21 protein-coding genes, 2 tRNA genes and 1 pseudogene are annotated in these 26,174 nt (G+C 47.5%); 17 read left to right on the top strand and 7 right to left on the bottom strand.

The window, feature by feature from the left end; translation table 11 throughout:
- Window positions 1-3: 3 nt before the first annotated feature.
- The 10 genes and pseudogenes from BFO_RS05915 (at window position 4) to BFO_RS14050 (ending at window position 8,903) form a co-directional block, all read left to right on the top strand.
- Entirely contained in the window at window positions 4-879 is an 876-nt protein-coding gene (locus tag BFO_RS05915; protein WP_014224724.1) for a nucleoside phosphorylase, read from the top strand.
- A 32-nt stretch (window positions 880-911) separates the two neighbouring features.
- Window positions 912-2,543, top strand: a complete 1,632-nt coding sequence (gene pruA, locus BFO_RS05910; protein ID WP_014224723.1) for an L-glutamate gamma-semialdehyde dehydrogenase — start codon at window positions 912-914, stop codon at window positions 2,541-2,543.
- Between the two features lie 222 nt (window positions 2,544-2,765).
- Window positions 2,766-3,248, top strand: coding sequence for a hypothetical protein (locus tag BFO_RS05905; RefSeq protein ID WP_041590719.1), 483 nt, complete (start codon window positions 2,766-2,768; stop codon window positions 3,246-3,248).
- Between the two features lie 129 nt (window positions 3,249-3,377).
- Window positions 3,378-3,887: pseudogene (locus tag BFO_RS05900) on the top strand (AAA family ATPase); the annotation flags it as partial.
- Entirely contained in the window at window positions 3,875-4,183 is a 309-nt protein-coding gene (locus tag BFO_RS05895) for a helix-turn-helix domain-containing protein (protein ID WP_014224721.1), read from the top strand. The pseudogene BFO_RS05900 and the gene BFO_RS05895, both read left to right, overlap by 13 nt.
- 158 nt (window positions 4,184-4,341) lie before the next feature.
- Window positions 4,342-5,274: an Abi family protein gene (locus BFO_RS05890; RefSeq protein ID WP_004584877.1), complete on the top strand. Its 933-nt coding sequence runs from the start codon at window positions 4,342-4,344 to the stop codon at window positions 5,272-5,274.
- Window positions 5,275-5,516: 242 nt separating this feature from the next.
- Window positions 5,517-6,224 (top strand): DUF6088 family protein, encoded by a 708-nt coding sequence (locus BFO_RS05885; RefSeq protein WP_041590717.1) that lies wholly within the window; start codon window positions 5,517-5,519, stop codon window positions 6,222-6,224.
- Entirely contained in the window at window positions 6,209-7,207 is a 999-nt protein-coding gene (locus BFO_RS05880) for a nucleotidyl transferase AbiEii/AbiGii toxin family protein (protein ID WP_014224719.1), read from the top strand. The genes BFO_RS05885 and BFO_RS05880 overlap by 16 nt, the downstream gene beginning before the upstream one ends.
- A 329-nt stretch (window positions 7,208-7,536) precedes the next feature.
- Window positions 7,537-7,899, top strand: a complete 363-nt coding sequence (locus BFO_RS16085) for a transposase (protein ID WP_231964057.1) — start codon at window positions 7,537-7,539, stop codon at window positions 7,897-7,899.
- Window positions 7,900-7,952: 53 nt separating this feature from the next.
- A complete protein-coding gene (locus BFO_RS14050) occupies window positions 7,953-8,903 on the top strand; it encodes a transposase (protein ID WP_236684414.1) in 951 nt (316 codons plus the stop codon).
- A gap of 143 nt (window positions 8,904-9,046) precedes the next feature.
- On the opposite strand, the gene BFO_RS05870 is transcribed toward BFO_RS14050, so the two are convergent.
- Window positions 9,047-9,131: transfer RNA gene (locus tag BFO_RS05870), tRNA-Ser, on the bottom strand.
- A gap of 652 nt (window positions 9,132-9,783) precedes the next feature.
- On the opposite strand from BFO_RS05870, the gene BFO_RS05865 reads away from it, so the two are divergent.
- Window positions 9,784-10,716, top strand: a complete 933-nt coding sequence (locus BFO_RS05865) for a mechanosensitive ion channel family protein (RefSeq protein WP_014224718.1) — start codon at window positions 9,784-9,786, stop codon at window positions 10,714-10,716.
- 5 nt (window positions 10,717-10,721) lie between these two features.
- Entirely contained in the window at window positions 10,722-11,984 is a 1,263-nt protein-coding gene (locus tag BFO_RS05860; RefSeq protein WP_014224717.1) for a peptidase U32 family protein, read from the top strand.
- 67 nt (window positions 11,985-12,051) lie between these two features.
- Here BFO_RS05860 and BFO_RS05855 read toward each other — a convergent pair.
- From BFO_RS05855 to BFO_RS05845, 3 genes are all read right to left on the bottom strand, one after another.
- Window positions 12,052-12,133: transfer RNA gene (locus tag BFO_RS05855), tRNA-Leu, on the bottom strand.
- Window positions 12,134-12,209: 76 nt separating this feature from the next.
- Window positions 12,210-13,742, bottom strand: a complete 1,533-nt coding sequence (locus BFO_RS05850) for a phosphatase PAP2 family protein (protein WP_014224716.1) — start codon at window positions 13,740-13,742, stop codon at window positions 12,210-12,212.
- 46 nt (window positions 13,743-13,788) lie between these two features.
- A complete protein-coding gene (locus tag BFO_RS05845; protein ID WP_014224715.1) occupies window positions 13,789-15,084 on the bottom strand; it encodes a UDP-N-acetylmuramoyl-tripeptide--D-alanyl-D-alanine ligase in 1,296 nt (431 codons plus the stop codon).
- A 77-nt stretch (window positions 15,085-15,161) separates the two neighbouring features.
- On the opposite strand from BFO_RS05845, the gene folP reads away from it, so the two are divergent.
- The 4 genes from folP to BFO_RS05825 are packed head-to-tail and all read left to right on the top strand — an operon-like array spanning window position 15,162 to window position 19,065.
- The gene (gene folP, locus BFO_RS05840) at window positions 15,162-16,004 is read left to right on the top strand and encodes a dihydropteroate synthase (protein WP_014224714.1); all 843 of its coding nucleotides are present in this window, start codon (window positions 15,162-15,164) and stop codon (window positions 16,002-16,004) included.
- 9 nt (window positions 16,005-16,013) lie between these two features.
- On the top strand, window positions 16,014-16,787 hold the full coding sequence (gene cdaA, locus BFO_RS05835) for a diadenylate cyclase CdaA (protein WP_014224713.1): 774 nt from the start codon (window positions 16,014-16,016) through the stop codon (window positions 16,785-16,787).
- Window positions 16,788-16,837: 50 nt separating this feature from the next.
- Complete coding sequence (gene pta / locus BFO_RS05830) at window positions 16,838-17,857, top strand: phosphate acetyltransferase (protein ID WP_014224712.1); 1,020 nt, start codon at window positions 16,838-16,840, stop codon at window positions 17,855-17,857.
- Window positions 17,854-19,065 carry an acetate/propionate family kinase gene (locus BFO_RS05825; RefSeq protein ID WP_014224711.1) on the top strand — a complete coding sequence of 404 codons (1,212 nt, stop codon included), beginning with the start codon at window positions 17,854-17,856 and terminating at the stop codon, window positions 19,063-19,065. Before pta ends, BFO_RS05825 begins: the two co-directional genes overlap by 4 nt.
- A gap of 632 nt (window positions 19,066-19,697) precedes the next feature.
- Here the strand turns inward: BFO_RS05825 and BFO_RS05820 are convergent.
- The 3 genes from BFO_RS05820 to BFO_RS14405 form a co-directional block, all read right to left on the bottom strand.
- Window positions 19,698-21,350 (bottom strand): SusD/RagB family nutrient-binding outer membrane lipoprotein, encoded by a 1,653-nt coding sequence (locus BFO_RS05820; RefSeq protein WP_014224710.1) that lies wholly within the window; start codon window positions 21,348-21,350, stop codon window positions 19,698-19,700.
- Window positions 21,351-21,366: 16 nt separating this feature from the next.
- On the bottom strand, window positions 21,367-23,454 hold the full coding sequence (locus tag BFO_RS14045) for a SusC/RagA family TonB-linked outer membrane protein (protein WP_052299245.1): 2,088 nt from the start codon (window positions 23,452-23,454) through the stop codon (window positions 21,367-21,369).
- Between the two features lie 72 nt (window positions 23,455-23,526).
- Complete coding sequence (locus BFO_RS14405) at window positions 23,527-24,387, bottom strand: TonB-dependent receptor plug domain-containing protein (protein ID WP_052299244.1); 861 nt, start codon at window positions 24,385-24,387, stop codon at window positions 23,527-23,529.
- A gap of 460 nt (window positions 24,388-24,847) precedes the next feature.
- Here BFO_RS14405 and dgt point away from each other — a divergent pair, with 460 nt between their 5' ends.
- On the top strand, window positions 24,848-26,173 hold the full coding sequence (gene dgt / locus BFO_RS05810) for a dGTP triphosphohydrolase (RefSeq protein WP_014224709.1): 1,326 nt from the start codon (window positions 24,848-24,850) through the stop codon (window positions 26,171-26,173).
- The last annotated feature ends 1 nt before the right edge of the window (window position 26,174 follow it).

The raw sequence follows: 26,174 nt of genomic DNA, 5'->3' as shown, positions 1-26,174 counted from the left end.
CGTATGAAGACAACCATGATTCCGCCATCGGAACTTATCATCAACGACGATGGAAGTATTTTCCATCTGCATTTGAGACCCGAACAGCTGGCCGACCGCATCATCTTAGTAGGCGATCCGGCACGCGTGACAATGATCGGAGAATATCTCGACGAGAAGGAATGCGATGTCCGGAGTCGTGAATTCCACACCATCACCGGTCGGTATCACGGTAAACGCATCACCGTTGTTTCGCACGGTATCGGGGGAGACAATATCGACATCGTCCTGAACGAGCTCGACGCATTAGCCAATATCGATCTGGCGACACGCACGGTCAAGCCCGACTTCCGTCAACTGACCATGGTGCGTATCGGAACGAGCGGCGGGCTGCAACCGTCAGTACCCGTCGGCACGTATGTTGCTGCCGGTCGCGCAATCGGCTTCGACGGAGTCATCTATTTCTACGATCAAACCGAGCAGATACGTGATACGACGTTCGAGAAGGAATTGCTTCGGCAACTCGACTGGACGATCGACGGGTTGCGTCCTTACGTCGTGCCGGCCGATCCTTCGCTGCTCGAACAGATTACGCTTGACGACATTCAACGCGGCATCACCATTGCGGCAAACGGTTTCTACGGCGCACAGGGACGCTCGCTACGCCTCCCTCTAACCGACCCGGAGCTGAACTGGAAAATCGAAGCGTTCGACTTCGAAGGGCAACGCATCACCAACTTCGAGATGGAAAGCTCAGCATTAGCCGGACTGTCGGCCTTGATGGGACATCGTGCCTTGACGGTCTGCTGCATCATCGCCGGACGGGTAGATAAAAACATGAACACGGACTATAAAACGAGCCTGATTCAACTGATCGAAAAAGTCCTCGAACGAATCTAAGGCAGAATGAAAACACATAAAAAACACACGTTATGGATAATGCAATTTTCAAGTTTCCGAACCCGGGCAATGAGCCGGTAAAAGCGTATGCCCCCGGCACAAGTGAAAAAACAGCACTGAAAGCAGCTTTAACGCAACTAAGTGCCGAAGAATGGGACATCCCTCTGATTATTGGAGGAAAAGAGATACGCACGGGAAATACCGGCAAGGTCGTCATGCCGCATGATCATCACCACGTGCTGGCCACATACCACAAGGCCGGCGAGAAAGAAGTGCAGATGGCTGTCGATGCTGCGATGAAAGCGCATCGTGAATGGTCGGAGCTTCCCTGGGTAGAACGTGCCTCAGTCATGCTGCGAGTAGCCGAACTCTTTGCAACAAAATACCGCTATCTGTTGAATGCTTCCGTGATGCTGGGACAAAGCAAGAATCCTTTTCAAGCTGAGATCGATGCCCCGTGCGAGCTGATCGATTTTCTGCGTTACAGCACATTCTATGCCGGACAGGTTTATGCCGGACAACCCTACTCGGATGCAGGCATCCTGAACCGCATGGAATACCGTGCACTCGAAGGCTTTGTTTTCTCGCTGACCCCATTTAACTTTACCTCCATCGCTTCAAACCTGAACATGGCTCCGGCCATGATGGGCAATGTAGCCGTCTGGAAACCGTCGACCACGGCCATTCATTCGAACTATCTCCTGATGAAAGTTTTTCGTGAAGCCGGACTGCCCGATGGCGTAGTCAACTTTATCCCCGGTCAGGGGAGTGTCATCGGTAAGGTCATCGTCTCGCATCCCGACTTTGCAGGCTTCCACTTCACAGGGTCTACGGCAACATTCAATACCATCTGGCGTCAGATCGGCGAACATCTCGGTGCATACAAGTCGTATCCGCGGATCGTCGGCGAAACGGGCGGTAAAAACTTCATCTTCGCACACCCGTCAGCACCGGCCGACGAGGTAGCTGCAGCGATCGTACGCGGAGCTTTCGAATATCAGGGACAGAAATGTTCGGCCGGATCGCGTGCATACATCCCCGTCTCGCTGTGGAAAGAAGTCAAAGAACGTGTGGGCGACATGCTGAAAGAGATCAAGACGGGCGATGTACGGGACTTCACAAACTTCGTCAATGCCGTGATCGATGAAACATCGTTCGACAACATCATGGGATATATCGAACATGCCCGACAAGCGCCGGACGCCGAAATTCTTTTCGGAGGAAAAGGCGATAAGTCGGTCGGCTATTTTGTAAAACCGACCGTTATCCTGACGACGAATCCGGCGTTCAAAACGATGACGGAAGAAATCTTCGGACCTGTCATTACGATCTACGTGTATGAGGATCATGCATATGAAGAAACGCTCGAACTGTGCGACCGTACATCACCTTACGGGCTTACCGGCTCGATCTTCTCACGCGATCGTTATGCCATCGACAAAGCGTTTCGTAAACTGCGTTACGCCGCAGGCAACTTCTACATCAACGACAAGCCTACCGGAGCGGTCATCGCTCAGCAACCGTTCGGCGGATCACGCGCTTCGGGAACGAACGACAAGGCCGGAGGTCCGTTGAACCTGATCCGCTGGACAAATCCGCGCTGTGTCAAAGAGACTTTCGTGCCATCGGTAACCTACGAATACCCGTTCCTCGGCGAAGAATAAACGTTTAAATATGTTTAATTTTAAAAAAAAGTGCCAACAGCCCGACCGACAAACCAATGAAAAAGAACACAACTCGCGTTTTGCTGTGGATCTTGTGGATAGGATTCTTCACCGCCGTTTGCAGTCAAGCCTTACCGGCCGCTTCCCCCAAAATTCCGCTGCTGAACCACCCCCCATCCGCGTCTATTGCTTTTCAAAGGTGAGGAAAACGAAATTAAGCAGATGATCGATAACCATCCGGAATGGCAGAAAATGCACAACCTGATTCTCCGGGAGTGCGACGTATTACTCAAGGGGCCCGATTTGGAGCGCAAGATGCAAGGTGTCAGCATGCTGAAAGTATCGCGCGAGATGTGGAAACACGCCTTCTACCTCTCCTACGCCTATCGCATGACGGGCGACAAACGCTACGCTCGGAAGGTGGAGCGAGACATGCTGACCGTCTGCCGATTCTCCAATTGGAACCCGGAGCACTGCCTCGATGGAGCCGAGATGACGAGGGGTGTAGCCTTTGGTTACGACTGGTTCTACGACGAGCTCTCAGAGAGTTCACGCTGTCCCGGGAGCCGTCCGAATCCTCCTGCCGCGTGCCGAAACGGTCTACATTTGCAGCATAGACACACTGAGAATACAAACTTTGCTCTTACGAGCCAGAGAGCACGTCCGACCGTTGACTCCCGGAGTATACGTAGTGGTAATCGGTAAACAACCGTATAAAATTCTCATCCGTGACAGATAAAGAGGTAAGCGAAGCAAAGAGCCTTCAAAAGCCCCTTTCGCGTCATTTTTACAAATTACTTGAGACCTTTGCACAATCCTCCTATTATTCATTTTATTGCTATTGTGGACGAACTTTATCGCTTGGTTGAAATCTATACACCTGCATTATCTGTGTATTGCATTTTGTCCCGAATGGGATTAAACTCCGTGGACATATTGGCTCCGAACTGCAACGCAAGGCAGCGGGGTATTCTATCCATAGAAACTGACGACAATCCCGAATACTCTGTTGTCAAGGCTATAAAAGTACGTGACGGCAGTCCTCTCGATGTGCCGATGATGCTTTTCAGCTGGGATAAGGAGGTAGATATGCACGTCTATCGTGGCGAAAAGTCGAAAGAAGACAAGGAGAAACGAAAGACCGATGAACTGATAGCCGTTGTCAAGGAAGCGTTCCGAAACAAAATCACACTTTCCTATCAAGAACTTTGTGAGGTTTTGATGCGAGAAATGGAAATCAAGGATCGCACGGCAAAGAAGTACATCGCCTATATGAAAGAACAACGTATCTTGGCACAAGATACCAATGGTAACTACCAAAAAGGGGAACTATGCCATACTTAGACTTTAATCCCGATGATGTCTGGCAGAAACGTCTGTTTGAGCGCCTGATGTGTGTGGAGGAGAAACTTGATCAAATGCTTGTTTTACAGGAACAAGTCATAAACACCTCTGTTCGACCTCCATTGAAGCCTGAATACTTGGACATCATAGATGTTTCTAAAATCCTAAAGGTGGAGCAGAAGACCATTTACAACTGGGTTTGGGCAGGGAAGATACCCTATCTAAAAGCCAACGGACGCTTGCTGTTTCTGCGTGAAGAGATCGATGAGATGCTGCGAAAACGAGATGAATGGTAGTGAATCGCATAAAATTCTTGCCATTTACTTTGCCGGAATAAAATAAATGCTTACCTTTGCAAGCGGAAAGATAGTTGCAGGTTGCTGCACTTCAAAGATAACAGTACTCGCTTGGCATACCGTAAGATCTGCCAGCGAGTCATTTTTTTATATACCATATGGCTAATAAAGAATCGCGTTCTATTCAAGAACAAATAGAATTGCTAAAGCAAAGAGGTATGATTATAAAAGATGAGGACTTTGCTTGTCTTCATCTGAGGAATATCAGTTACTATCGACTAAAAGGCTATTGGTGGGATATGCAGAAAGACAAAAACAACCATGTCTTTCAAAGAGGATCCTGCTTTGAGGATGTTATTGCGCGGTATTCTTTTGATAAAGAATTACGGCTTATTCTATTTGATGCCATTGAAACAATAGAGATTGCCTTACGAACAAAGATGATTTACCATCTATCACAGTCCTATGGTGGTCTGTATTATATGAATGACTCTTTCTTTGTCAGTAAAGAACTTCATCAGCAGCATTTAGCGGACTTGATGAATGAATTTATGCGTAGCGGTGAAGTGTTCATAAAAGAGTACAAACGCAAATATGGAGTTTGGGAAGATCGGAAATGTGTATCTCTCACCCAGCAACCTGATGCATGGGTTATTTTTGAGGTAGCTACCTTCGGGACGCTTTCAAAAATATATAAGAATCTCAACCATCAAATTCCAGAAAAAGCTAAAATTGCTAATGAGTTCGGACTCAATCTGCATAATGAGCTATCAAGTTGGTTGGAGGCTATTTCTTATTTGAGGAATATCGTTGCCCATCATTCTCGAGTATGGAGTCGCACTATGGTGAAACGTCCAATGGACGTCAGAAACCCCAAAAGGATTTGGTTGCAAAATACTCTTCCGGAAGCTGCACAGAAGAAGCCGTATCTTGTGATTACTGCAATGCTTTATCTGTGTAAAGCTATTGATGCTGGAGACAGTTACAAGAAGAAAATTATTACTTTGATAAAAGAGAATCCTCAAATACCCATTTATAAGCTTGGATTTCTTAATAGATGGAATGAGGAGCCTATTTGGGGAGACGAATAAAAGAAACGGGAGTATACCAAAATATTGGATACTCCCGTTTCTTTATCTTAGTTTGGGTTTGGATATGACGACTCGACTCATCACATCATTGTCCTTTATTTTCTCCTGCGTGAAGAGAGCGATGAGATGCTGCGAAAACGTGATGAATGGTAATTGCTCTTCTTTCTGCTTAGGCTATTTTGTTGTGTAAATACTTGCATTTACACAACAAAATGACTACCTTTGCAAAAAGAACAAGCAGCATGACAAGTAAGAGTATTAAAAACAAGATTGCAAGTTTTGAGATGGGGAAAGTTTTCCGACTGGAAGACTTAGGACTTTCTCGTGCCGAGCAAAATGCGGCTGTAGTTGCTTTAGGAAGACTGGTTCAAGAAGGAGATATAGAACGACTCAGCCCGGGGACCTATTACAAACCTAAGCAAACTCGATTTGGTGTTGTCGGTCCATCTATGGAAGAACGATTCCGTGACTTACTATACGACAACGATACCCCCATAGGCTATCTGACAGGGTTCTATGCATTCAACTTGCTTGGATTGACAACCCAGCAGTCTGCAACTCTTGAAGTAGGAACCAACTTTCCTAAACGAAACGGAAAGCGAGGGATATATGCTATCCGTTTTGTATTACAGAGAAATCCAATTAGTCGGGATAATATCGAAATGTTACGTCTACTGGACTGCTTGAAATGGATTAAGAAGATACCGGATACGACTATCGACAAGTCGTATATTCTCCTAAAGAAGAAAGTCAATGAATATGCGAAGGTGGAGAAAAAGCAACTGGTAGAACTTGCATTGAAATACTCTCCACTCACGCGAGCTTTGTTGGGATCTATGCTAACCGACGAATTACTTGCGACCACATTATATCAAACATTAAGTCCGCTTACACGATTTAGAATCGGACTATCACCAAATTTAGTTTCTAATCAATGGAACATACAATAAAAGAGTACCTACATTTAGATCCTGAGTCATTCATGGATCTTGTACAGACCTCTTCCGAGGATTTGAAAATCCCTGCACAGTTAATAGAGAAAGACTATTATATCTCAGAAATACTTCGTGCATTATCCAAGAGCTCTTATAGTCAGCAAATCGTATTTAAGGGCGGAACTTCCTTATCCAAGGCTTATCTATTGATTGATCGTTTTTCTGAGGATGTGGACTTTGCTGTCATCAGTGAGAATATGAGTGGCAATCAAGTTAAGATGCTTTTATCCAACTTGATGAAAGAGGTAACAGCCAGCTTGACGGAGGATAAATCCTTTTCAGATATATCCAAAGGCTCAAAATATAGGAAGCAAGCCTTCTCCTATGATGCTCAGGTGGGTTTAGATGTGTCTGTAAATCCTATTCCTTCGAGAATTATTGTGGAAATCAGCGCATTTGCCAATCCTTTCCCTTATGAAAAAAGAATGATAGAGCCATTTGTAACCACATACCTGAAAAAGCGAAATATGGAGGATGTGGTGACTCAATACCACCTTGAACCTTTTGAGTTGAATGTGTTGTCCCTCAGACAAACCTTGTGCGAGAAAACTGTTTCTCTCATTCGATTCTCTATAAGCGAGGATCCGTTGGCATCCTTATCGTCTAAAATCCGCCATTTCTATGATTTGAACGCATTGTTAGCTATCAAAGAATTGGAGGAGTATGTTTGTAGTGAAGAGTTTGTGAATGATGTGGAAACCTTGGTCAAACATGATCAAGAAGCCTTTGACGAGCCTGTCGGATGGAAAGACCTAAAAGATTTGAACCAATCTCCATTAGTGATGGATTTTGATAAGTTGTGGGATTCTCTGGCTCCCAAATATGAAGAGAATTTATCGGCAATAGCTTATAGAAAAATCCCGTCTTCAGAAACCATAAAGGCTTCATTCTTGAAAATATTGAAATCTCTGAGAGGGATTGACCTAACAAAAGAGTAAAGGTTATCTTACTATTGAAAGTTCAGAAGTTAGACTCTCTGAACAGAAATATGGATTGGGGATTTTGGCAATAAAAGCGATTTGTTGCCAAATCCCCAATCCATTTATCCTATCTCCATTTGGGTTTCGATATAACCACCCGGTTTATTACTCCTCGGTTGTCTTGTGGGGGTTGAGTGACTTGCTCTGATGGAGGAGTCTTTTCAGCTTGTTTATTTAGTCGTTCCTTAAGACAATTGTATTTATCTGATATTCAGCAAGAGATTCTCAAAAAAGTTTGTATATTATTGCAGGATTTAGTATCTTTACGGCATAAAACACTGCAAATTATGTTAGAAAAATTACCCGTAAAAGGACAGCGCGATATGTTTCGCCCCATGCTGAAAGATTTTATCAATAGGCAACACGAGCTTGTACTGTTGGCAGACAAGATTGATTGGTCATATTTTGAAGAAGAATTTGCTCCATTTTATTCAGACAAAGGAGCTCCGAGTGTTCCTCTTCGTATGATGGTGGGTTGCCTGATGCTCAAACACCTTTACAATCTTAGCGATGAAAGCCTTCCCGTGTATTGGGTTCGAGATGTTTATTTTCAGTATTTCTGCGGATGTGAATTTTTTGAGCATAAATTTCCTTTTGATCCGAGTGACTTTGTCCACTTTCGCAACCGTGTAGGCCAAAAGAGGGTATAGGAAAAATATTTGCATACAGCGTACAACTTCACGGTAAAAAGTTACCGGGTCAGGTGAAGTTTGTTCTTTCAGATACGACTGTTCAAGAGAACAATACCACTTTTCCTACCGATGCCAAGTTGTGTAAAAAGGTTATTGAGAAATGCAATTCAATTGCTCGGAAGGAAGGCATCAGGCAACGTCGGTGGTACACTCGTGAAAGTAAACAGTTGTTGCAAGACACGTACAACGGCAAACATCCCAGAGGGATGAAAACGGCCAACAAAGCAAAACGCCGTTTGAAAACGATTGCCAATATTCAGCTTCGTGAACTTGACCGCAAAATGGATGAAGAGCAAAAAAAGAGATACGAACAGGAACTTTCACTCTATAAGCGTGTCGTGAATCAAAAGAAAAACGACAAGAAGAAAATCTACAGTCTGCACAAACTTTTTACCCGCTGCATTGCCAAGGGCAAGGCACATAAGCAATATGAATTTGGTAATAAAGTTGGGATAATCACCACAGGAAAAAGAGGGCAAAAAGTAATCACGGCAGTAAAAGCATTTTTAGAAAATCTTTATGATGGCGACACAATAGACCCGCTACTCGAACAGATGGAAACCAACAATTTGAAATTACCCGAAGAGTTGGTTTATGACCGTGGAGGTAGAGGGCGAAAGCAGATAAAAGGCGTAACAATAATCACTCCCGATAAGCCCAAAGCAAAAGACACCGCTTATCAGAAACGACAAAAACGGAACAAGTGCAGAGCTCGAGCAGCAATAGAACCCATCTTCGGACATCTTAAAAAAGACTTCCGCGTGGAACAGAATTACCTATGGAACGAAAAAGGGATACAAATCAATGCTTACATGGCCGCTACTGCTTGGAATTTGAAGAAAATGATGGAAAGGCTAATGGAAAACTTTTTATATTTCATTTTTCGATGGCTTTTACCCACAAAACAAAATATATTTTTCAACATAAATCGATTTTATAAGGAACGACTATATAGGTCATGAAGCCCATACGGATGTAAGTTTTTTAGATTCTAGTGATACACTCAAGATTGTCCTTAGCTTGAGTGTATTTAGTCTGCGAGGAAGATTTTTGGGTGTAGAAAAGGGTGTAAATCACGCAACTTGCTGATTTACACCCTTGTTTGCGGAGAGAGAGGGATTCGAACCCCCGGTACCTTTCGGTACGGCGGTTTTCAAGACCGCTGTAATCGACCACTCTACCATCTCTCCATAGGTTTTTTGCTTCCAAAAACCTGTGCAAAGATAGTTGTTTTTTTCTGTAGTTTTCTACCGGCAAAATTATTTTTGCACATGCGCAGATTCAAGGATGAAATGCAACAGCGTTTTGCAAAGATGCGAAAGATTTGTTTTTGAGAGATTCGAAGTTTGATTTTTTACACATTTTAATTATATTATACTATATTCCACCTATTTAACCGACGATACACGAAAGAAGCAATATTGCACGGCAGGATAAGCATTGTGCTTTTTTAACACTTCAACTCTTTTGCCGCTTTCCTACATGGATACAATTAACATTGAACACTCTTTTACTATCCGTTTCATTATGCTTATCAAACGTTTCTCTTGAGGATGGATATAGCTTGACAAGTGTGTTTGTCTATTCATTTAATCCTCTTTCCCATAAAAAAGAGAGATTGGTAAAGCAAATCGAACAATAAAACCTTACGTACAGCTTTGCTTGAACAATGTAAAAATTGTGTACCTTTGTCCTTTGGAGTTAAATGATTTTTCTTTTTCATCGGTCAGCACTAAAGTAAAGTTTTTGATCTAAAGATAGAAGGGAAAAACCTTTTATCTTCTTTACTTCGTGTTGCATGTATTAATTTACATTTGAATTTTAAATTGGTTGGGTTTACGTATGCAGGCACTCTTTCCGGATTTCTCTTTTGCGCAGGGTATGGACTCCGATACACAGAAGAAGATCATTGTTTCTGTAGTCATTATCTTATTGGTATGGCTCATACGGATCACCATCCTGAGATTCGTATGGAAGAGCACGAACAATCACAAGAGCCGTTATCTGTGGAAACGGATCATGTCGTTCGCAGCTCCAACGACCGTGATTCTCCTGACCGGTATGGTCTGGGCTAATGTTTTTCATCACGTAGGAACATTTTTAGGATTACTCTCCGCAGGGATCGCCATTGCACTCAAAGACCTGTTGGAGAATATGGCCGGATGGCTCTTTATCATGGTGCGAAAACCTTTTACGGTAGGTGACCGTGTACAGATCGGCGAAGATAAGGGAGATATCATCGACATACGGCTCTTTCAATTCACGATTCTCGAAGTGGGTAACCGTATTGATGCCGAACAAAGCACGGGACGCATCATCCATATTCCCAACCGACGGGTATTCACGATGCCGCAAGCCAACTACGATCAGGGCTTCAAATACATCTGGAACGAGGTACAGGTACGTATCACGTTCGATAGCAACTGGACGAAAACGAAAGAGATTCTTCTGCAAATTCTCAACCAATACGGAGCAGATGTGGTTCAATCGGCCGAAGAAGGGCTTTGTGAGGCAAGCAAAATGTATTATGTGCACTATCAATACCTCACGCCGATTGTGTACCTCACGCTTGTCGAAAACGGTATCCGTCTGACGGGGCGCTATCTCTGTGAACCGCGAAAGATACGAAGCATCGAATCGGCCATCTGGGAAGATATCCTGACGGCCCTCGAAGCACACGACGACATCCGGTGGGCTTACCCCACACAGCGGTTCGTCTCTTATAATATACCCCCGGACATTCCGGCCGATCATCTCGATATCCCTATAAACTAACTTGTATGCTTATGAAATGTAACATATCCGATTTTGAGATCATGGCTCCTGCCGGCTCGTACGAATCACTGATGGCAGCCATTCAGGGCGGAGCCGACTCGGTATATTTCGGTATCGAGGGGCTGAACATGCGTGCCCGCTCGTCAAATAATTTCACGACGGATGACTTGCACAAGATCGCTTCGATCTGCGAAGAACGTGGTGTAAAAAGCTATCTGACAGTGAATACGGTAATTTACGACGAAGACCTGCCGCTCATGCGCACCATCATCAACGCTGCGAAGAAAGCCGGTGTTTCCGCGATCATAGCGGCCGATGTAGCGGCGATGGCCTATGCCAACAGCATCGGGCAGGAAGTACACCTCTCGACCCAACTGAACATCTCGAATACGGAGGCACTGAAATTTTATGCTCGTTTTGCCGATGTCGTCGTGCTTGCACGCGAGTTGAACCTCGAGCAGGTACGCACCATCTACGACGCCATCGGCACACAGGGAATTTACGGTCCGAAAGGTGAGCCGATCCGCATCGAGATGTTTTGCCACGGTGCGCTCTGCATGGCCGTTTCGGGCAAATGCTACCTGAGCCTTCACGAGATGAACGCTTCGGCCAATCGTGGCGCCTGCATGCAAATCTGCCGACGCGGGTACACGGTGAAAGATCGGGAAACAAATATCGAACTCGATGTCGAAAATCAATACATCATGTCGCCCAAAGATTTAAAAACGATTCATTTTATGAATAAGATGATGGATGCGGGCGTGCGGGTGTTCAAGCTCGAAGGGCGAGCGCGCGGACCGGAATACGTGCATATCGTCACATCGTGCTACAAGGAAGCCGTGCAGGCATATTGTGAAGAGTCGTTCACCGACGAGAAGATTGCCGCATGGGACGAACGGCTGAAGTCGGTCTTCAACCGTGGCTTTTGGGACGGGTATTACCTTGGGCAGCGGCTCGGTGAATGGAGCAGTCATTACGGATCGAGCGCTACGAAACGCAAAGAGTACGTCGCACGAGGTATCAAGTATTTTACGGGGCTTGGCGTGGCCGAGTTCGAGATGGAGAGCGGAGAGCTGCGTGTGGGCGATGAGGTTCTGATCACCGGCCCTACGACGGGTGCGTTGTTTCAGACGGTTGAAGAGATACGCGTAGACCTGAAACCCGTTCCGTCGACCGGCAAAGGCGAACGCTTCTCGATCAAGACCGCCGAGCGTATTCGCGCCTCGGACAGAATGTATAAGATGGTACAGGCGGAACGAAAAAAATAACCTGCCTCCTTCTTACTTACACCCCTGAAGAGGGTACGTCCAAACACTGCGTTTTGCCCCCCCTCGGTGCGGCTGAAGGGACTCGAACCCCCACGCCGTGAAGCATCAGATCCTAAGTCTGACGTGGCTACCAATTACACCACAGCCGCGTTATTCTGCGACAAAGATACGAAAAAACAGGAATAATGATTCCTCCACACAAAAAAATGACGCTGTTTCTTGTTTTCAGAAAAAGGCAGTGAGTCGCAGGCCGATACCTAAATAATCAAACGTCTGCTCGGCTTCAACCCGGAGCACCTCATCTTCCGTTTCCCTCAAACTTTCACTGAGGTTGAAACGGATTGTCGGCCTCGAGTAATTATAATTAGCATAAAACGAAAGCCCCAACTCATCATGAAATTTATAGGTGATTGATGAGCCGGCACATCCTCTCCAGGCCGTATGAGGTTTATAGGAAAGTATCTCTGCTTCTCTCTCTATTCCGGGATACTCTTTTTCCAGTTCATAAAGGATTTTTCCTTTTGCTCCGAAAGCCAATCCGGTCTCAGCCTTAGTCATAAACAGCCATCGACGCCCCAGTTCGAGTGCATAATGAGGACCTATGCCAAGGTTTAGCGTGCCAATGGATTCGGTTTTTAGCTTTACCTTGCCCAGATCGGGAGAATCTTCGTCCAGCAAATCCGATGGACTGACCGGAAAGCTCATAAAAGCAAATTCGCCTCCTATCCCCCAATGCTTGCCGATGAACCAGGCTCCTTCAAATCCGCTTTCGAATCCCGGCTTTGTTCGCGCACCGTTCTCCAGCAATCCCATCAGGTTGCGCATTGCTGTGGCGTTGCCTAACTTGACCGAGAGGTACGAAGGGTGACCGTTTCCTTTGACATGAGACAGCAGCCCGATATAATCACCTTCGTTCCCGTATAGTTTATCGATAAAAAAATAGCCGAGTTGAGTCGACAATATCCCAATTCCCGCACCGGCCAGTATATCGGGCATCCAATGTCTGTTATTCAGGCTGCGTCCCAGAGCCGTAAAAGTCGCCCCCGAATATCCCGCAATGCTGTACAGCGGATTGACGATCCCGTATTCTTTGTGCATGAAGGTGGCATTTGTAAAAGCCATAGCGGTATGTCCCGAAGGGAATGAATTTCGTGTCGATCCGTCAGGCCGTTCCACTTGGGCCGTATACTTGACGGAATTGACAAGTGCTCCCATAATAACCAGACTTGCCCCATGAGAAAGGAGGGTGCGCGACATGCTATTGCGCCCTCGTACTTTTGCAAGTTTCATGCCGTAAACAGCCGCTGCCGGAGCGTATTGCATATAATCATCGAAGACATTCTTAAAGCCCGGGATGTAACGATTCCGTTTTCTCCGAATGCTTTCCCGCTCTCCCCACGTGAGTGCCGAGGCTGTGAAAAATATCGTCGGAGCCAATCCAATCCTGACCGCCTGACGGTCGAAGAATGTTTTTCGTCCTTTCCATATCATGAAGGACAGGGTATCGTCAGCCAGAGATCGGGGTGAGGCAGGAACGGCCTCAAGCGCTACAGGACGAAACGTCTGTTGAGCGAACGTTTCGGACGCACAGAAGCAGCATAGGATCAAAGTAATACTGCATTTAATCAACCGGATTATGATACGATGAAATGTTCGTACTTCGTCATTATAGAAGTCCATTATAGAGTTGCTCTTATTAAAATAGGCGCCGCAAAGATAGGTGATTTCGAGCATCCGACCATATAAAAAAGTTTGCATTCAACTTTTTCATAACCTAAACCAGATTATGCATGAATGCGTTCGCCTACAATCTCTCGACGATTTTTTCGAGATGCATCCCGTGAGAGCCTTTAATCAGAATATGATAACCGTGTAATGGATTAGTTGTAAGGTAAGCCTCCAACGCTTCGACCGATGGAAAACCGTCATACGTCTTCCCACCGGCGGTCATAAACTGTTCGCCACAAAGAAACACTTTGTCGAAGTGACAGGTTTTCAGCTGTTCGATCACATCGGCATGCAATGCCTGACTTTCTTTGCCCAGTTCACGCATATCGCCGAGGATAACGGCTTTGGGGGCAACATCCCATGCGACAAAGTTTTCAAGCGCCACACGCATGCTGCTCGGATTGGCGTTATACGCATCGATAATCAGGGTATTGTGCGCTGTCTTCTTCCACTGCGATCGGTTGTTTGTCGGCATATATCCGGCAATCGCCCGATTGATTTTCTCCGCAGGCACATCGAACGTACGTCCGGCAGCGATAGCCGCTAATGCGTTCCACAAGTTATAATCACCCACCAGCTGCGTATTGACGGTATGTAGATATCCGTCCTTTTGCCACCATTGAAACGAGAGGAACGGATGACTCGCGATCACTCGTCCCGCTACGAATGTGTCATCGTGCATTTCGCGACCGTAAGCGATTTTCTCCAGTCCGTGCGCTATTCCCTGCAACCATTCGTTCTCCTGATGAATAAATATCTTTTTGCGTCCCGCACGCATGAAGTCGTACAGTTCGCCTTTTGTTCGCACGACATTTTCGAACGAGCCGAAACCTTCGAGGTGTGCCTGCCCGACGTTCGTAATCAAGCCGTAATCCGGCTGCACAAGCTGTGTCAACGCACGTATTTCGCCCGGATGATTGGCGCCCATCTCAATCACGGCCACATCATGTTCGTCCGTAAGGCGAAGCAAGGTCAGCGGCACACCGATAGGATTGTTGTAATTCCCGAGCGTATGAAGCGTCTTGTATTTTTCCGAAAGTATCGTGGCGAGCAATTCTTTTGTCGTTGTTTTGCCGTTTGTTCCCGTAATACCGATAATAGGGGTCCCGAGCTTTCGGCGATGAAGCGTTGCAAGGCGTTGCAGGGTGCCGAGTACGCTATCCGTTAAAATCATTCGGTCGCTCTTCTGCTCGGCCGGATTATCGACAATGGCATAAGTGCATCCCGACTCCAAAGCCTGTGCTGCAAAACGGTTCCCGTCGAAGGTATCACCCTTCAACGCAAAGAAGAGGGAGCCCGGAGGACAATTCCGGCTATCGGTCGTAATGCAAGGGTGTTTTCGGAAAAGAGCGTATAAATCATCTAAATTCATCTTCCTGTTCAATTATCACGCAAAAGTAATATTATTTCCGTACTTTTGTGGGGAAACTTTTGAAAAAGGAAGCCTGGATGAAGGAGAAATCAATCAATTTGAACGGACGGCTGTTATCGTTGAAGTCGCCGGTTGTCATGGGGATTCTGAACGTCACGCCCGATTCGTTTTATGCAGGGAGCCGTCAGGCAGACGAGGCAGCCGTAGCACAGCGCATCGAGACGATATTGGCTGAAGGTGGAGCAATCGTCGATATTGGAGGATATTCGTCACGCCCCGATGCGGCAGAGGTTACGGAGGAGGAGGAATGGCAACGGATTAAGCCTGCTCTGAAGCGGATGCAGAGAGATTTTCCCGAGGTTCCCGTTTCGGTCGATACGTTTCGCTCGGTGATTGCGCGACGTGCCGTCGAAGAATACGGGACAGCCATGATCAATGATATCTCGGGCGGTATGCTTGATGCACGGATGTTTGAAACAATTGCGTTACTTCAGGTGCCATATATCTTGATGCATATGCGCGGAACGCCTCAGACTATGCAACAGCATACAGACTATGACGATCTGATGGAAGACATCATGCTCTATTTTGCTCAAAAAGTCAGGGCGCTCCGACAATTGGGGGTGAATGATGTGATTCTCGATCCCGGCTTCGGATTTGCCAAAACCCTTGAACAAAACTATGAACTGATGCGATCGCTATCCGAATTCTCGATCCATTTTGAAACGCCCCTGTTAGTCGGGATATCTCGAAAAAGCATGATATATAAATTATTGAATGCAACTCCCGAGGACAGCTTGAATGGCACGACCGTGTTGAATACGTATGCCCTCCTGAACGGCGCCGACATCCTGCGTGTGCACGATGTGAAGGCCGCTACCGAAACCATAGAAATCGTAAAACGGCTCATGCAATCTTAATCAAGCGTTATGTGGGTCTCTTTCGGAATTAAAGATGCATTGGATGTTTTACTGGTAGCGTTTTTTACATACCAGATTTACAAGTTGATGAAAAGCTCGGGGACACTCACGGTCTTTAGCGGGATTGTATCCGTCGTAATCGTCTGGATCTTGGTCTCTCAGGTGTTGGAGATGCGACTGATGGGAGCTATTCTTGATAAGTTTATCAGTGTAGGCTTCTTAGTATTAGTTATTCTTTTTCAGGATGATATCCGTCGCTTTCTGGTCGCACTCGGTTCGAACCGCGGGTGGAAATTCCTCGCGAAAATATTCTCGCGAAAAGACACGCAAACGGAAGAGCAGCAAAAATATATTGCTCCGGTTGTATTGGCCTGCATGAATTTGGCACGCAAAAAAACGGGAGCGCTGATCGTGATCCAGCGTGAGATGGATTTATCTGCGTATATTCACACCGGCGAAATCTTTACGGCCGATGTCAATACCCGTCTGATCGAAAACATCTTTTTCAAGAACAGCCCGCTGCACGATGGTGCCATGATTATCGGAGACGGGAAAATCAAGGCGGCCGGTTGTATCCTTCCCGTCGTACAGAGCTTGAAGCTATCGAAAGAGATGGGGCTTCGCCATCGTTCCGGCGTCGGGATGTCGAAAGAAACGGATGCCATTGTGATTATTGTTTCCGAAGAGCGGGGAATCATATCGGTAGCGCATAACGGAAAGATCGGTATTAACCTCTCGGCCGAAGATTTGCAACAAATCTTGTCGGGAGACAAAGAGGTTTAAGATGTTAATAAGAAGAACTTACGTAATAATAATATAAAAGTATTTATTCCATGGATTTAATTCAAAGTATCGTAGAGCGTGCCCGAGCGAACAGGCAACGCATAGTGCTTCCGGAAGGAACGGAAGAACGTACATTGAAAGCCGCCGACCGACTGATTGCCGACGGAGTAGCAGATATTATCCTGATCGGCTCGCCGACAGAGATTCACCGGTTAGCCAGTGATTTCGGGTTGAAGCATATCGATAAGGCGACTGTCGTCGACCCGAAGAATCATGTGAAGAAAGAAGCATATGCAGCGTTACTGCTCGAATTGCGTCGGTCTAAAGGAATGACGCCCGAAAAGGCGGCTCAATTCGTCGAAAATCCGCTATACCTCGGCTGTTTGATGATCAAAGCCGGCGATGCGGACGGTGAAATTGCGGGAGCCCGGAATACGACGGGCGATGTGCTGCGTCCGGCTCTCCAGATCATCCGTACAGTCCCCGGCATCAACTGCGTGTCGGGAGCCTATCTGATGTTCGTCAATGATTCGTCATACGGGAAGGATGGTTTGCTGATCTTCGCCGATTGTGCGGTAATCCCGAATCCGACGGCGCAGGAACTGGCGCAGATTGCAATTTCTTCGGCACAGACGGCGCGTGCCATGGCCGGCGTAGAACCGGCCGTTGCGATGTTAAGCTTCTCGACGAAAGGCAGTGCCTCGCACGAGATGGTTGATAAAGTGGTTGAGGCAACAAGGTTGGCCAAGGAGATGGAGCCGACGCTGAAGATCGACGGAGAGTTGCAGGCCGATGCGGCGCTCGTTCCGGCAGTGGGTGCACATAAAGCGCCGGGTAGCGCGGTAGCTGGAAAAGCCAATGTGCTTGTGTTCCCGTCGCTCGAAGCAGGCAATATTGGGTACAAGCTCGTACAGCGTTTGGGCGGTGCACAAGCCGTCGGACCGATTTTACAGGGTATGGCAGCGCCGGTCAACGACTTGTCGCGCGGCTGCTCGGTTGATGATTTGTATTACATGGCGGCGATTTCGTGCAATCAGGCCATCGCACAAAAGAAGGAGAAAGGCGTATGAAAACATTAGTGCTGAATTGCGGCAGCAGTTCGATCAAGTATAAGCTCTTCGACATGACCTCCGGCGAGGTGATGGCACAGGGAGGACTCGAAAAAGTAGGTCTCGAAGGTTCGTTCCTGAAGTTTACGGACAAGAACGGAGAGAAAGTCGTACTCGAAAAAGACATTCCCGACCATGAGGTAGGGATCGAATTTATCCTGAATACATTAACGGATGCTACTTATGGGTGCATTCAGAGCTTCAAAGAGATTGACGCCGTGGGTCACCGCGTCGTACACGGAGCAGAAGAGTTTGCTTCGAGTGTATTGATCACCAAAGAGCTGCTTGCTAAAGTGGTAGAATGTTCCGCTCTTGCTCCGCTCCATAATCCGGCGAATCTGCTCGGTATCGAAGCGATGGAGAAAATCCTCCCGGGCACCCCGCAAGTGGCAGTATTCGACACCGCTTTCCACCAGACGATGCCCGATTATGCCTATATGTACGCCCTGCCGTACCGCATGTACACGGAATACGGTGTGCGTCGCTACGGCTTTCACGGAACGAGCCATCGATACGTTTCGCGTCGTGCCTGCGAGATCCTCGGCGTACCTTACGAAACCCAGCGCATCATTACGGCACATATCGGCAATGGCGGATCCATCACAGCCGTTAAGAACGGTAAGTCAATCGATACATCGATGGGAATGACGCCGACCGAAGGGCTGATGATGGGTACACGTTGCGGTGACGTCGATGCCGGAGCGCTTTCGTTTATCATGAATAAGGAAGGGCTTGATGCCGACGGGCTGTCAACACTGATAAATAAGAAGAGCGGGGTAGCCGGATTCTCGGAAATGTCGTCCGATATGCGCGATATCGAAAGCGCGATGTATAACGGTGATCCGCGTGCCATCCTGACCCTCAAGATGTACAATTACCGTATCAAGAAATACGTCGGCGCGTATGCGGCGGCGATGGGCGGGCTCGACATCCTTGTATTCACCGGTGGCGTAGGCGAGAATCAATGGTCTACACGTGCCGAGGTTTGCGAAAATATGGAGTTTCTCGGCATCGAATTCGATATGAAGAAGAACGAGAATGAGCGAGGCCGTGAAATCGTTCTCAGCAAGCCGGAGAGCCGGGTGAAGGTCCTTGTCGTCCCGACCGACGAAGAATATATGATTGCGTCGGATACGCAGGCCATTCTCGAAGGTAAACCTATACGTTAACATCCTCCACAGCTTACATAAACCCCTGATTCCGCAATAGAAGAAAAGGGTTGAGGGGTTGAGTTGTTGAATGTTTAGCTGATCGCCGTAAAAGCCCTGAAAGGGCGTGTTAATTCAGCCCAATGCGGAGCGTTGGGGAAAAAGCAATATCCCCGTTGGGAGGGCTGTAAGCCTGACGTGAATATTGATTTAGATGCCGCCTTTGTCATTCCGAACGCAGTGAGGAATCTCGCCCCGGAAAAGAAAGGAGATTCTTCGCTTCGCTCTGAATGACAATAGACCGAACGCCGATGAACATCCCCCTCCAGCCCCCCCTTCAAAGGGGGGGAAGAGTGAAGCAAAGGGGGATGTTATCCCTTCAAAAGGGGAAATGCAAGGGGCTGAATGCTGAATGCTGACTAACATTTCTTTCATGGCATATCGTATTAAGTGTATATATTTTGTTTTTTACTGTCTCTTCTTTTTTTCATCGGTTTGCAGGTTGTTTCCGGCATCGCGATGTTAGTCAGCTTTCCAGTGGTCAGCAAACAATTCAACAGCTCAACAACTACCCCCTGCAAGGCTGAAAAAACGAAAAGAGAGCCGCCTCCTTTTGAGACAGCTCTCTTATTTCCGACACTTCCAAAAATCTTTTAGAAGTTTCCTGCAGGGGTATCCCACCAGAGACGCGTAGCAATATTATCTTTGCCGCCACGCGCTTCAAGGATTTTCACGCCCGAGTCGTAGCCCGGCCTGTTAAAGCTTTTCTCGTTTTGGCAGAACGGCAGACGACGGATACCGAGTGTTGTCAGTTCGGGGAACGCACTTTTGTTCGCTATGATCGGGAAGAGCTTCGGATAGCCTGTGCGACGATATTCACTCCATGCGTTCAATCCTTCAGGGAATCCGGCGATCCACTTCTGCGTGATAATCTGTTGCAGCTTCTGCTCGTTCGTTCCGTCGGTCATAAATTTCACGGGTACATCGTTCATTCCTTTCATATTCAACGCCGGGTTATGCGGATCTATGTAGTCGGCAGCCATTGTGGTGCCTTCAATATAGGCATTATAATCGGCCGATACCTTATAGTCGTCGAACGAAACACGGACTCCTTCCTTATAGAAGTCCTCGGCTGTTCCTTTCATAGCCCATCCGCGCAGTGCGCCTTCAGCGCGAAGGAAATACGACTCGGCACGTTTCATAATCGGCAGCGGATAGTCGGTGGACATGGGGTCTTTGCCGTCCGTGTTAACCATCGGGATCGAGTACATCTTATATTCACCGGCTGCCGGGACCTCGAATCCGTTCCGAACACCATAGATTTTACCGATCGAGTTCGTTTCCTTTCCGCTTTGATCTTTGATATCTCCCTTATCCATCCATCCTACGGGCAAAGCCATTTTAACCAAACGAGGGTCCTTGTAGCCCTTCAGGATCGACTCGAACGAAGCGCCGATGCTGCAGTCGTTATAATCGCGGCAGATCACCATCAGCGGGTTCCGTGTGTTCTCGTCTTTTACCTCGATATTGACTTTCTCCAACACGCCATAAGGATTAGCTACGGCTGCTTCGGCTTCTTTCTTTGCCAGGTCGGGCGCTACTTTTACCACGCGCATAGCCAAGCGCAGACGAAGCGTATTGGCAAACTGCAACCAGGTGGTGTGGCTCTTGCCGCACATCAGGTCGAAGTTCAGACGGCCGGTCACATCGCCGTTCTTCCGAACAAATGCAGTCAGTCGTTGAATCGCATCGGCCAGGTCTTCGAAGAACGATTTGTAGATCGCCTCCTCCGAGTCGTATTCGATAAAGATTCCTCCTTTGATGGCTTTTGAATAGGGTATCGGGCCATACGTATCGACCGCTTTCGACATACCGGCCACTCTTAATATCTTGGTGATAGCCACGTAATCGTCGGCTGTTTGTGTTTCTAACAAGGCCGCACACGGTTTCATCACATGCAGGAAGTAATCTTTGAATCCCTGATTATTCCATCCGTCCATCATGACGTACTGGCTGTTGTTATTGTTCGAAGCGAACGGGGTCGGGATAGCCAGATAACCGGAGTACAAGTCGGCATTAAGGTTTTGGATCAGTTGATATTCCCAGTTTCCGTTTGTTTGATTGTAATAGATGGAACGCTGCGCTTCCTGCATGAAGGAGCCGACTTGCTGAGCCTGTAAAGAGGTCAGTCCGGTCGGATCCGTATTGAGTTCTTCAAAATTGCTGGTACATGCCGTTGCGCCAAATACCATGACGGCGGCGGCCAGCACACCGTTCTTCAGATTGAATTTATTGATTGTTTTCATATATGATTGCTTTATGTTAGAATGTTGCTTTCAAATTAATACCCAAACTGCGTGTAGCCGGCAGTGCGAAATAGTTCGATCCGGAATAACCGTTCGATGTAGACATTGACACTTCGGGGTCGGACGGTGCATCTTTGTAAAAGAAGAACAAGTTACGCCCGATCAAGCTTACGCCAAGGTCTTTGCCGGCACCGAGCAGATTGCGGAAAGCGTAACCGATCGACAATTCGCGCAGGCGGAAGTTCGTAGCCGAGTACACATAATAGTCTCCCCCTTTCTCTTTTTGTCCGATGGATCGATAGAATGTTCCGGCGTCGACTTTCGTTCCGTTACCGAGGTCTACTCCGCCATTGTCGCGTGCATCGGCCGAGTTTTGGGATACCCCGTAGGCGTCGAGCGTAGCTTGCGTCAGGTCCACAAAGTTCCCGCCGATGCGTCCGTCGATAAGGAAATAGAACTGCATATCTTTATAGTTGAAAGAGTTGCTCCACCCCAAATTCCACTTGGGGTTCACATTCCCAACATATTCTTTATCTTCCGAAACCAAAGTATTCCCCTCTTTATCTACCTGAATAACCCCATTCTTGTCGCGTACAACCGTTTTCGAATACAGGTCTCCATACGATCCGCCTTCTACAAGACGCATGTCATATCCTCTCAAGCTTCCGAGCCCTACGTGAGTCAAACGGTTTTCTTTCGCTACGTCTTGACGGTCGTCCAGTTTTTTAATGACATTGTTGTTGTATGAGAGGTTGAGCGAAGTTTTCCATAAGAAATCAGCAGTAATGGGTTGTCTCCAGCTCATCGTCGTTTCAAAGCCGGAATTCTGGATGTCGCCGGCATTAAAATAGTAATTGCTGTATCCGGTTGCAGCCGAGGCTTCCATGCTGAAGTACTGATTTGTATTGTTTGTCTTGTAATAGGTGAAATCCATCTCGAAGTGGTTATCGAACATCGAGAGATCAAATCCGAACTCCATCGATTTCAGTTTTTCGGGTTTCATTTCGGTAAAAGGAACGCTTGTGTTGAAATCGACCGAACCGTTCCGGAACTTATGCGTCGGGTTTGTGATGTAAGCCGGCATATCGTTACCTACTATGGAGTATGACGCACGCGCCTTCAACAGGTTGAATGCTTCGGGCAGGGTGGTTATCTCGTTGATCAACGCCGTCAATCCGAACGACGGATAGAAATACGATACGTTGGGCGTGTACGAAAGAGTTGACGACCAGTCGTTACGTCCCGTCACGTCGAGATAGAGCATCTCCTTGTATCCGATTTGCGCCGTACCGAACACACTATTGAGACGTTTCTGCGTTTTCGAGCGTTTGTTTTCCGAGCCATTCTTCGAGCCATTGGCAAGATGGAAGAAATTCGGGATGTAGACGTCGCCGCTGCCGGATGCAATGATCCCCGTTTCCTTGAGGTCTGTAAAGCTCGTTCCGACCGAAGCGGTCACGCTCCACACATCGAAGGTCTTGTTGAAGTTCGCCATCAAGTCGCCGTAGAACTGACGGCTGTCATCACGTTCCTGACGATATTCGCCGTTCACGTTATGCAGCGTGGTTGAGGTAGACGCATAAATCTTCCGTTCATAAAGATCGGCAATGCGGTCATAGTTCAAACGTCCCTGAAGGTTCAGATAGTCGGTGATGTTATAGCGGATGCTTGCCGAAGCCATCACGCGATCGCGTTTTTCGGTGTGCGGATTGCGATGCAGCACCCAATACGGGTTAGCGCTGAAATCCTGATTTACGTCGCGATACCATTGTTGAACGGGATAACCTTTCAGATCGTCATACTTTTCAAATTCGTTTTTGTATTGACGGAAGTCACCATTCGCAGGGAACGTATAAAGCCCGGTCAGCGGGTTGCGATATTGTCCCGGTTCATGACGGTTCCGGCCTTTCTGCGTGATATAATTCAGGGAGGCGTTAACCGTTACTTTATTATCAAACAGCTTGAAGGTTTCTTTAGCCATCATGTTATGACGGGTAAACGTATTGGTCGGCATGATACCGTTTGCTGACGTGTTGGCATACGAAACATAGCTTTGGGTCCTTTCCGATCCTCCGCTGATTGAGAGTGAGTTGATCGTGGTCATTCCTGTGCGGAAGAACTCATCGAGGCGGTTCGCTCCTTTGGCTTCGCCGCTGATTTTTTCGCCCCAGCTGTCCTATGCCAGTGCGCCCGAGCCTGATACGGCGGCACCATACGTGCTTTGCAGTTTCGGAGCGTCTAAGGGCGTTTCGAACGTAGTGTTGCTTGATACATCCACACGCACGCTTCCTGCCGATCCTTTCTTGGTGGTAATCATCACCACGCCGTTGGCAGCCATACTTCCGTACAGCGCTGCGGCCGAAGCACCTTTCAAGACACTGATGCCGGCAATATCGTCGGGGTTGAGGTTCGACAAGGCATCCCCTCCGTCACGTCCGCCAAACTCGCCTTCCATCTGCGTCGTTGTCGAGTTGGCCATCGGAATGCCGTCGATGACGATCAGCGGCTGGTTGTTACCCTGCGCCGATTTGTTTCCGCGGATCAACAGTTTCGACGACCCGCCCGCACCGGTAGAGTTCGGGGTGATGACTAGGCCTGCCGTTTTACCCTGCAAGCTGTTGATCAGGTTCGTCTCCTTGGCACGAGTCAATTCGCCGCCGCCTACTTGCTGTGTCGCATAAGTCAAGCTCTTAGCTTTGCGTTCGAGTCCCATGGCCGTAACCACCACTTCGTTAATTTTGACAGACGAAGAGGCCAGCGATACATTGATTACCGTACGTTCTCCTACTGTCTCTTCATGAGTCTCAAGACCCACATAAGCAAACTGCAATACTTCGTTCGCATTGACTTCGATGGCGTAATGACCGTCTAAGTCCGTAATGACACCGTTCGTTGTTCCCTTCACCACGACCGTCGCTCCAATCAGCGGCTCGTTCGTGTCGGCTTCTTTCACGATGCCGCTCACTTTCTTTTGTGCCAACAGCACGTTTGTGCCTAAGAAAAACAGCACAAACATAAATAATAGATGTTTATTCATACGTTTTTTGATCGATTATATGTTCCTGTTTTAAAAAACCGCGCAAAGATAGATTCATTTTTTAATCTTATGTCATTTTGTCTTATCTTTAACAATTGATTCAAAGCGTATAAAACTGGATTTTTGCGACAAAATGTCATTTTATTTTCAGGAGATTAAAAAAAGTATCAGACTGAAATTTATTCACCTTTTCCCATAGCAATCTGAAAGTATGTTGAAAATTATTCCGGTCAGTAGTCGGTATTCGGTCGTTGCGTAGGGGTGAACCTGTGTGTTCGCCCTCTTGCTCGCCCGTTATGGCATATCGTCTTTATTGTGGAATTTAGGTTTAAGTCTTCCTGCGTGCGAAGAAATTGTTTTTCGAACAATATCTGTCCGGAATTAGTTCGAATTATGTTATTTTTGCATGCCCGGAACAAAAAAGTAAAACATCTTTCAAAACGATTCAACCGGAACAGGTATGCAGTGGAACGAATTAATATCCGGTAAGCGTCTCGGCATCGAGGCTTACCATGAACGGAAGCATGAACGGACAAACTTTCAGCGCGATTATGATCGGCTGATCTTCTCTTCTCCTTTTCGACGGTTACAGAACAAGACGCAGGTCTTTCCTCTACCCGGCAGCATCTTTGTACACAATCGACTGACGCATAGTTTAGAGGTATCGTGTGTTGGGCGATCGCTCGGCACGAATATCGCTACGCGTCTGATACAGAAATACGGAGGTGAGGCGACCAACCTGCAAGAGATCGGATCGATCGTCTCGGCCGCCTGTCTGGCGCACGACATGGGCAATCCTCCGTTCGGGCACTCAGGAGAGCGGGCTATCTCGGCATTCTTCTCCGAAGGTGCGGGCCGACAGCTCGAAGCTCGCGTACGTGCCGAAGGCGGCCGATGGGAAGACTTTGTACACTTTGAAGGCAATGCCAACGCCATACGCTTGCTCACGCACCAGTTTATCGGGCGTCGAAAAGGTGGGTTTGCCCTAACATACAGCACACTTGCTTCCATCGTTAAGTATCCTTATGCCTCGACCCATGCGTCCGCGAAGAAAAAATTCGGCTTCTTCCAGACCGAAGAAGAAACGTATTGCCGCATCGCACGGGAGTTGGGCATTCCCGGACAAGCCGGTGCTTCCGATGCGTATGTCCGTTACCCGTTAGTCTATTTAGTCGAGGCTGCTGACGATATTTGCTATCAGATTATGGATATCGAAGACGCCCATAAGCTGCGTTTGCTGACAAGCGAAGAGGCCATCGGGCTGCTGCTTGGTTTTTTCGAAGGAAGGCGTCTGAACGACATTCGGCAGACGATGGCTATGGTAGACGACACAAATGAGCAGATCGCCTATCTCCGCTCGTGCATCATCGGACTGTTAGTCGATGAATGCACCCGAGTCTTTATCGAGAACGAGGAAAGGTTACTTGACGGAAGCTTCGATGCGCCGCTGATCGACTGTATCAACGAACAGGCGCGTCAGGCATATAAGGCGTGTTCGGAGGTGGCTTACCGGAAAATTTACGTCGCGAATGAGGTGGTCGACGTTGAACTGGCAGGGTATCGTATCTTCGGCTACCTGCTTGAGACGGTGATTGACGCCGTGCTCCATCCCGAGCATGCATACAGCCAACTGCTCCTCCGCCGTGTGCCGGGTCAGTATGACATCAAGGCGTCTACGACGTACGGGAAGATTCAATGTGCGCTCGATTATATTTCGGGCATGACGGACGTCTACGCCCTCGACCTGTATCGCAAGATTACAGGCATGGGTCTGCCGGCTGTCTGAG

It is taken from the genome of Tannerella forsythia 92A2 (assembly GCF_000238215.1).
GTDB lineage: Bacteria > Bacteroidota > Bacteroidia > Bacteroidales > Tannerellaceae > Tannerella > Tannerella forsythia.
The sequence above is the reverse complement of the archived record's forward strand: the minus strand, read 5'-3'. Positions and strand labels throughout refer to the sequence as shown.

What these genes read in the sequence shown, in the direction of transcription:
- dgt (WP_014224709.1), top strand. Translation starts at nt 24,848, where the DNA reads ATGCAGTGGAACGAATTAATATCCGGTAAGCGTCTCGGCATCGAGGCT.
- BFO_RS05905 (WP_041590719.1), top strand. Translation starts at nt 2,766, where the DNA reads ATGATCGATAACCATCCGGAATGGCAGAAAATGCACAACCTGATTCTC.
- pta (WP_014224712.1), top strand. Translation starts at nt 16,838, where the DNA reads ATGGATTTAATTCAAAGTATCGTAGAGCGTGCCCGAGCGAACAGGCAA.
- folP (WP_014224714.1), top strand. Translation starts at nt 15,162, where the DNA reads ATGAAGGAGAAATCAATCAATTTGAACGGACGGCTGTTATCGTTGAAG.
- BFO_RS05865 (WP_014224718.1), top strand. Translation starts at nt 9,784, where the DNA reads ATGCAGGCACTCTTTCCGGATTTCTCTTTTGCGCAGGGTATGGACTCC.
- BFO_RS05825 (WP_014224711.1), top strand. Translation starts at nt 17,854, where the DNA reads ATGAAAACATTAGTGCTGAATTGCGGCAGCAGTTCGATCAAGTATAAG.
- BFO_RS05885 (WP_041590717.1), top strand. Translation starts at nt 5,517, where the DNA reads ATGACAAGTAAGAGTATTAAAAACAAGATTGCAAGTTTTGAGATGGGG.
- BFO_RS05915 (WP_014224724.1), top strand. Translation starts at nt 4, where the DNA reads ATGAAGACAACCATGATTCCGCCATCGGAACTTATCATCAACGACGAT.
- BFO_RS16085 (WP_231964057.1), top strand. Translation starts at nt 7,537, where the DNA reads ATGTTAGAAAAATTACCCGTAAAAGGACAGCGCGATATGTTTCGCCCC.
- BFO_RS05845 (WP_014224715.1), bottom strand. Translation starts at nt 15,084, where the DNA reads ATGAATTTAGATGATTTATACGCTCTTTTCCGAAAACACCCTTGCATT.
- BFO_RS14405 (WP_052299244.1), bottom strand. Translation starts at nt 24,387, where the DNA reads ATGAATAAACATCTATTATTTATGTTTGTGCTGTTTTTCTTAGGCACA.
- BFO_RS05880 (WP_014224719.1), top strand. Translation starts at nt 6,209, where the DNA reads ATGGAACATACAATAAAAGAGTACCTACATTTAGATCCTGAGTCATTC.
- BFO_RS05890 (WP_004584877.1), top strand. Translation starts at nt 4,342, where the DNA reads ATGGCTAATAAAGAATCGCGTTCTATTCAAGAACAAATAGAATTGCTA.
- BFO_RS14045 (WP_052299245.1), bottom strand. Translation starts at nt 23,454, where the DNA reads ATGACCACGATCAACTCACTCTCAATCAGCGGAGGATCGGAAAGGACC.
- BFO_RS05850 (WP_014224716.1), bottom strand. Translation starts at nt 13,742, where the DNA reads ATGCAAACTTTTTTATATGGTCGGATGCTCGAAATCACCTATCTTTGC.
- BFO_RS05860 (WP_014224717.1), top strand. Translation starts at nt 10,722, where the DNA reads ATGCTTATGAAATGTAACATATCCGATTTTGAGATCATGGCTCCTGCC.
- BFO_RS05895 (WP_014224721.1), top strand. Translation starts at nt 3,875, where the DNA reads ATGCCATACTTAGACTTTAATCCCGATGATGTCTGGCAGAAACGTCTG.
- BFO_RS05820 (WP_014224710.1), bottom strand. Translation starts at nt 21,350, where the DNA reads ATGAAAACAATCAATAAATTCAATCTGAAGAACGGTGTGCTGGCCGCC.
- pruA (WP_014224723.1), top strand. Translation starts at nt 912, where the DNA reads ATGGATAATGCAATTTTCAAGTTTCCGAACCCGGGCAATGAGCCGGTA.
- cdaA (WP_014224713.1), top strand. Translation starts at nt 16,014, where the DNA reads ATGTGGGTCTCTTTCGGAATTAAAGATGCATTGGATGTTTTACTGGTA.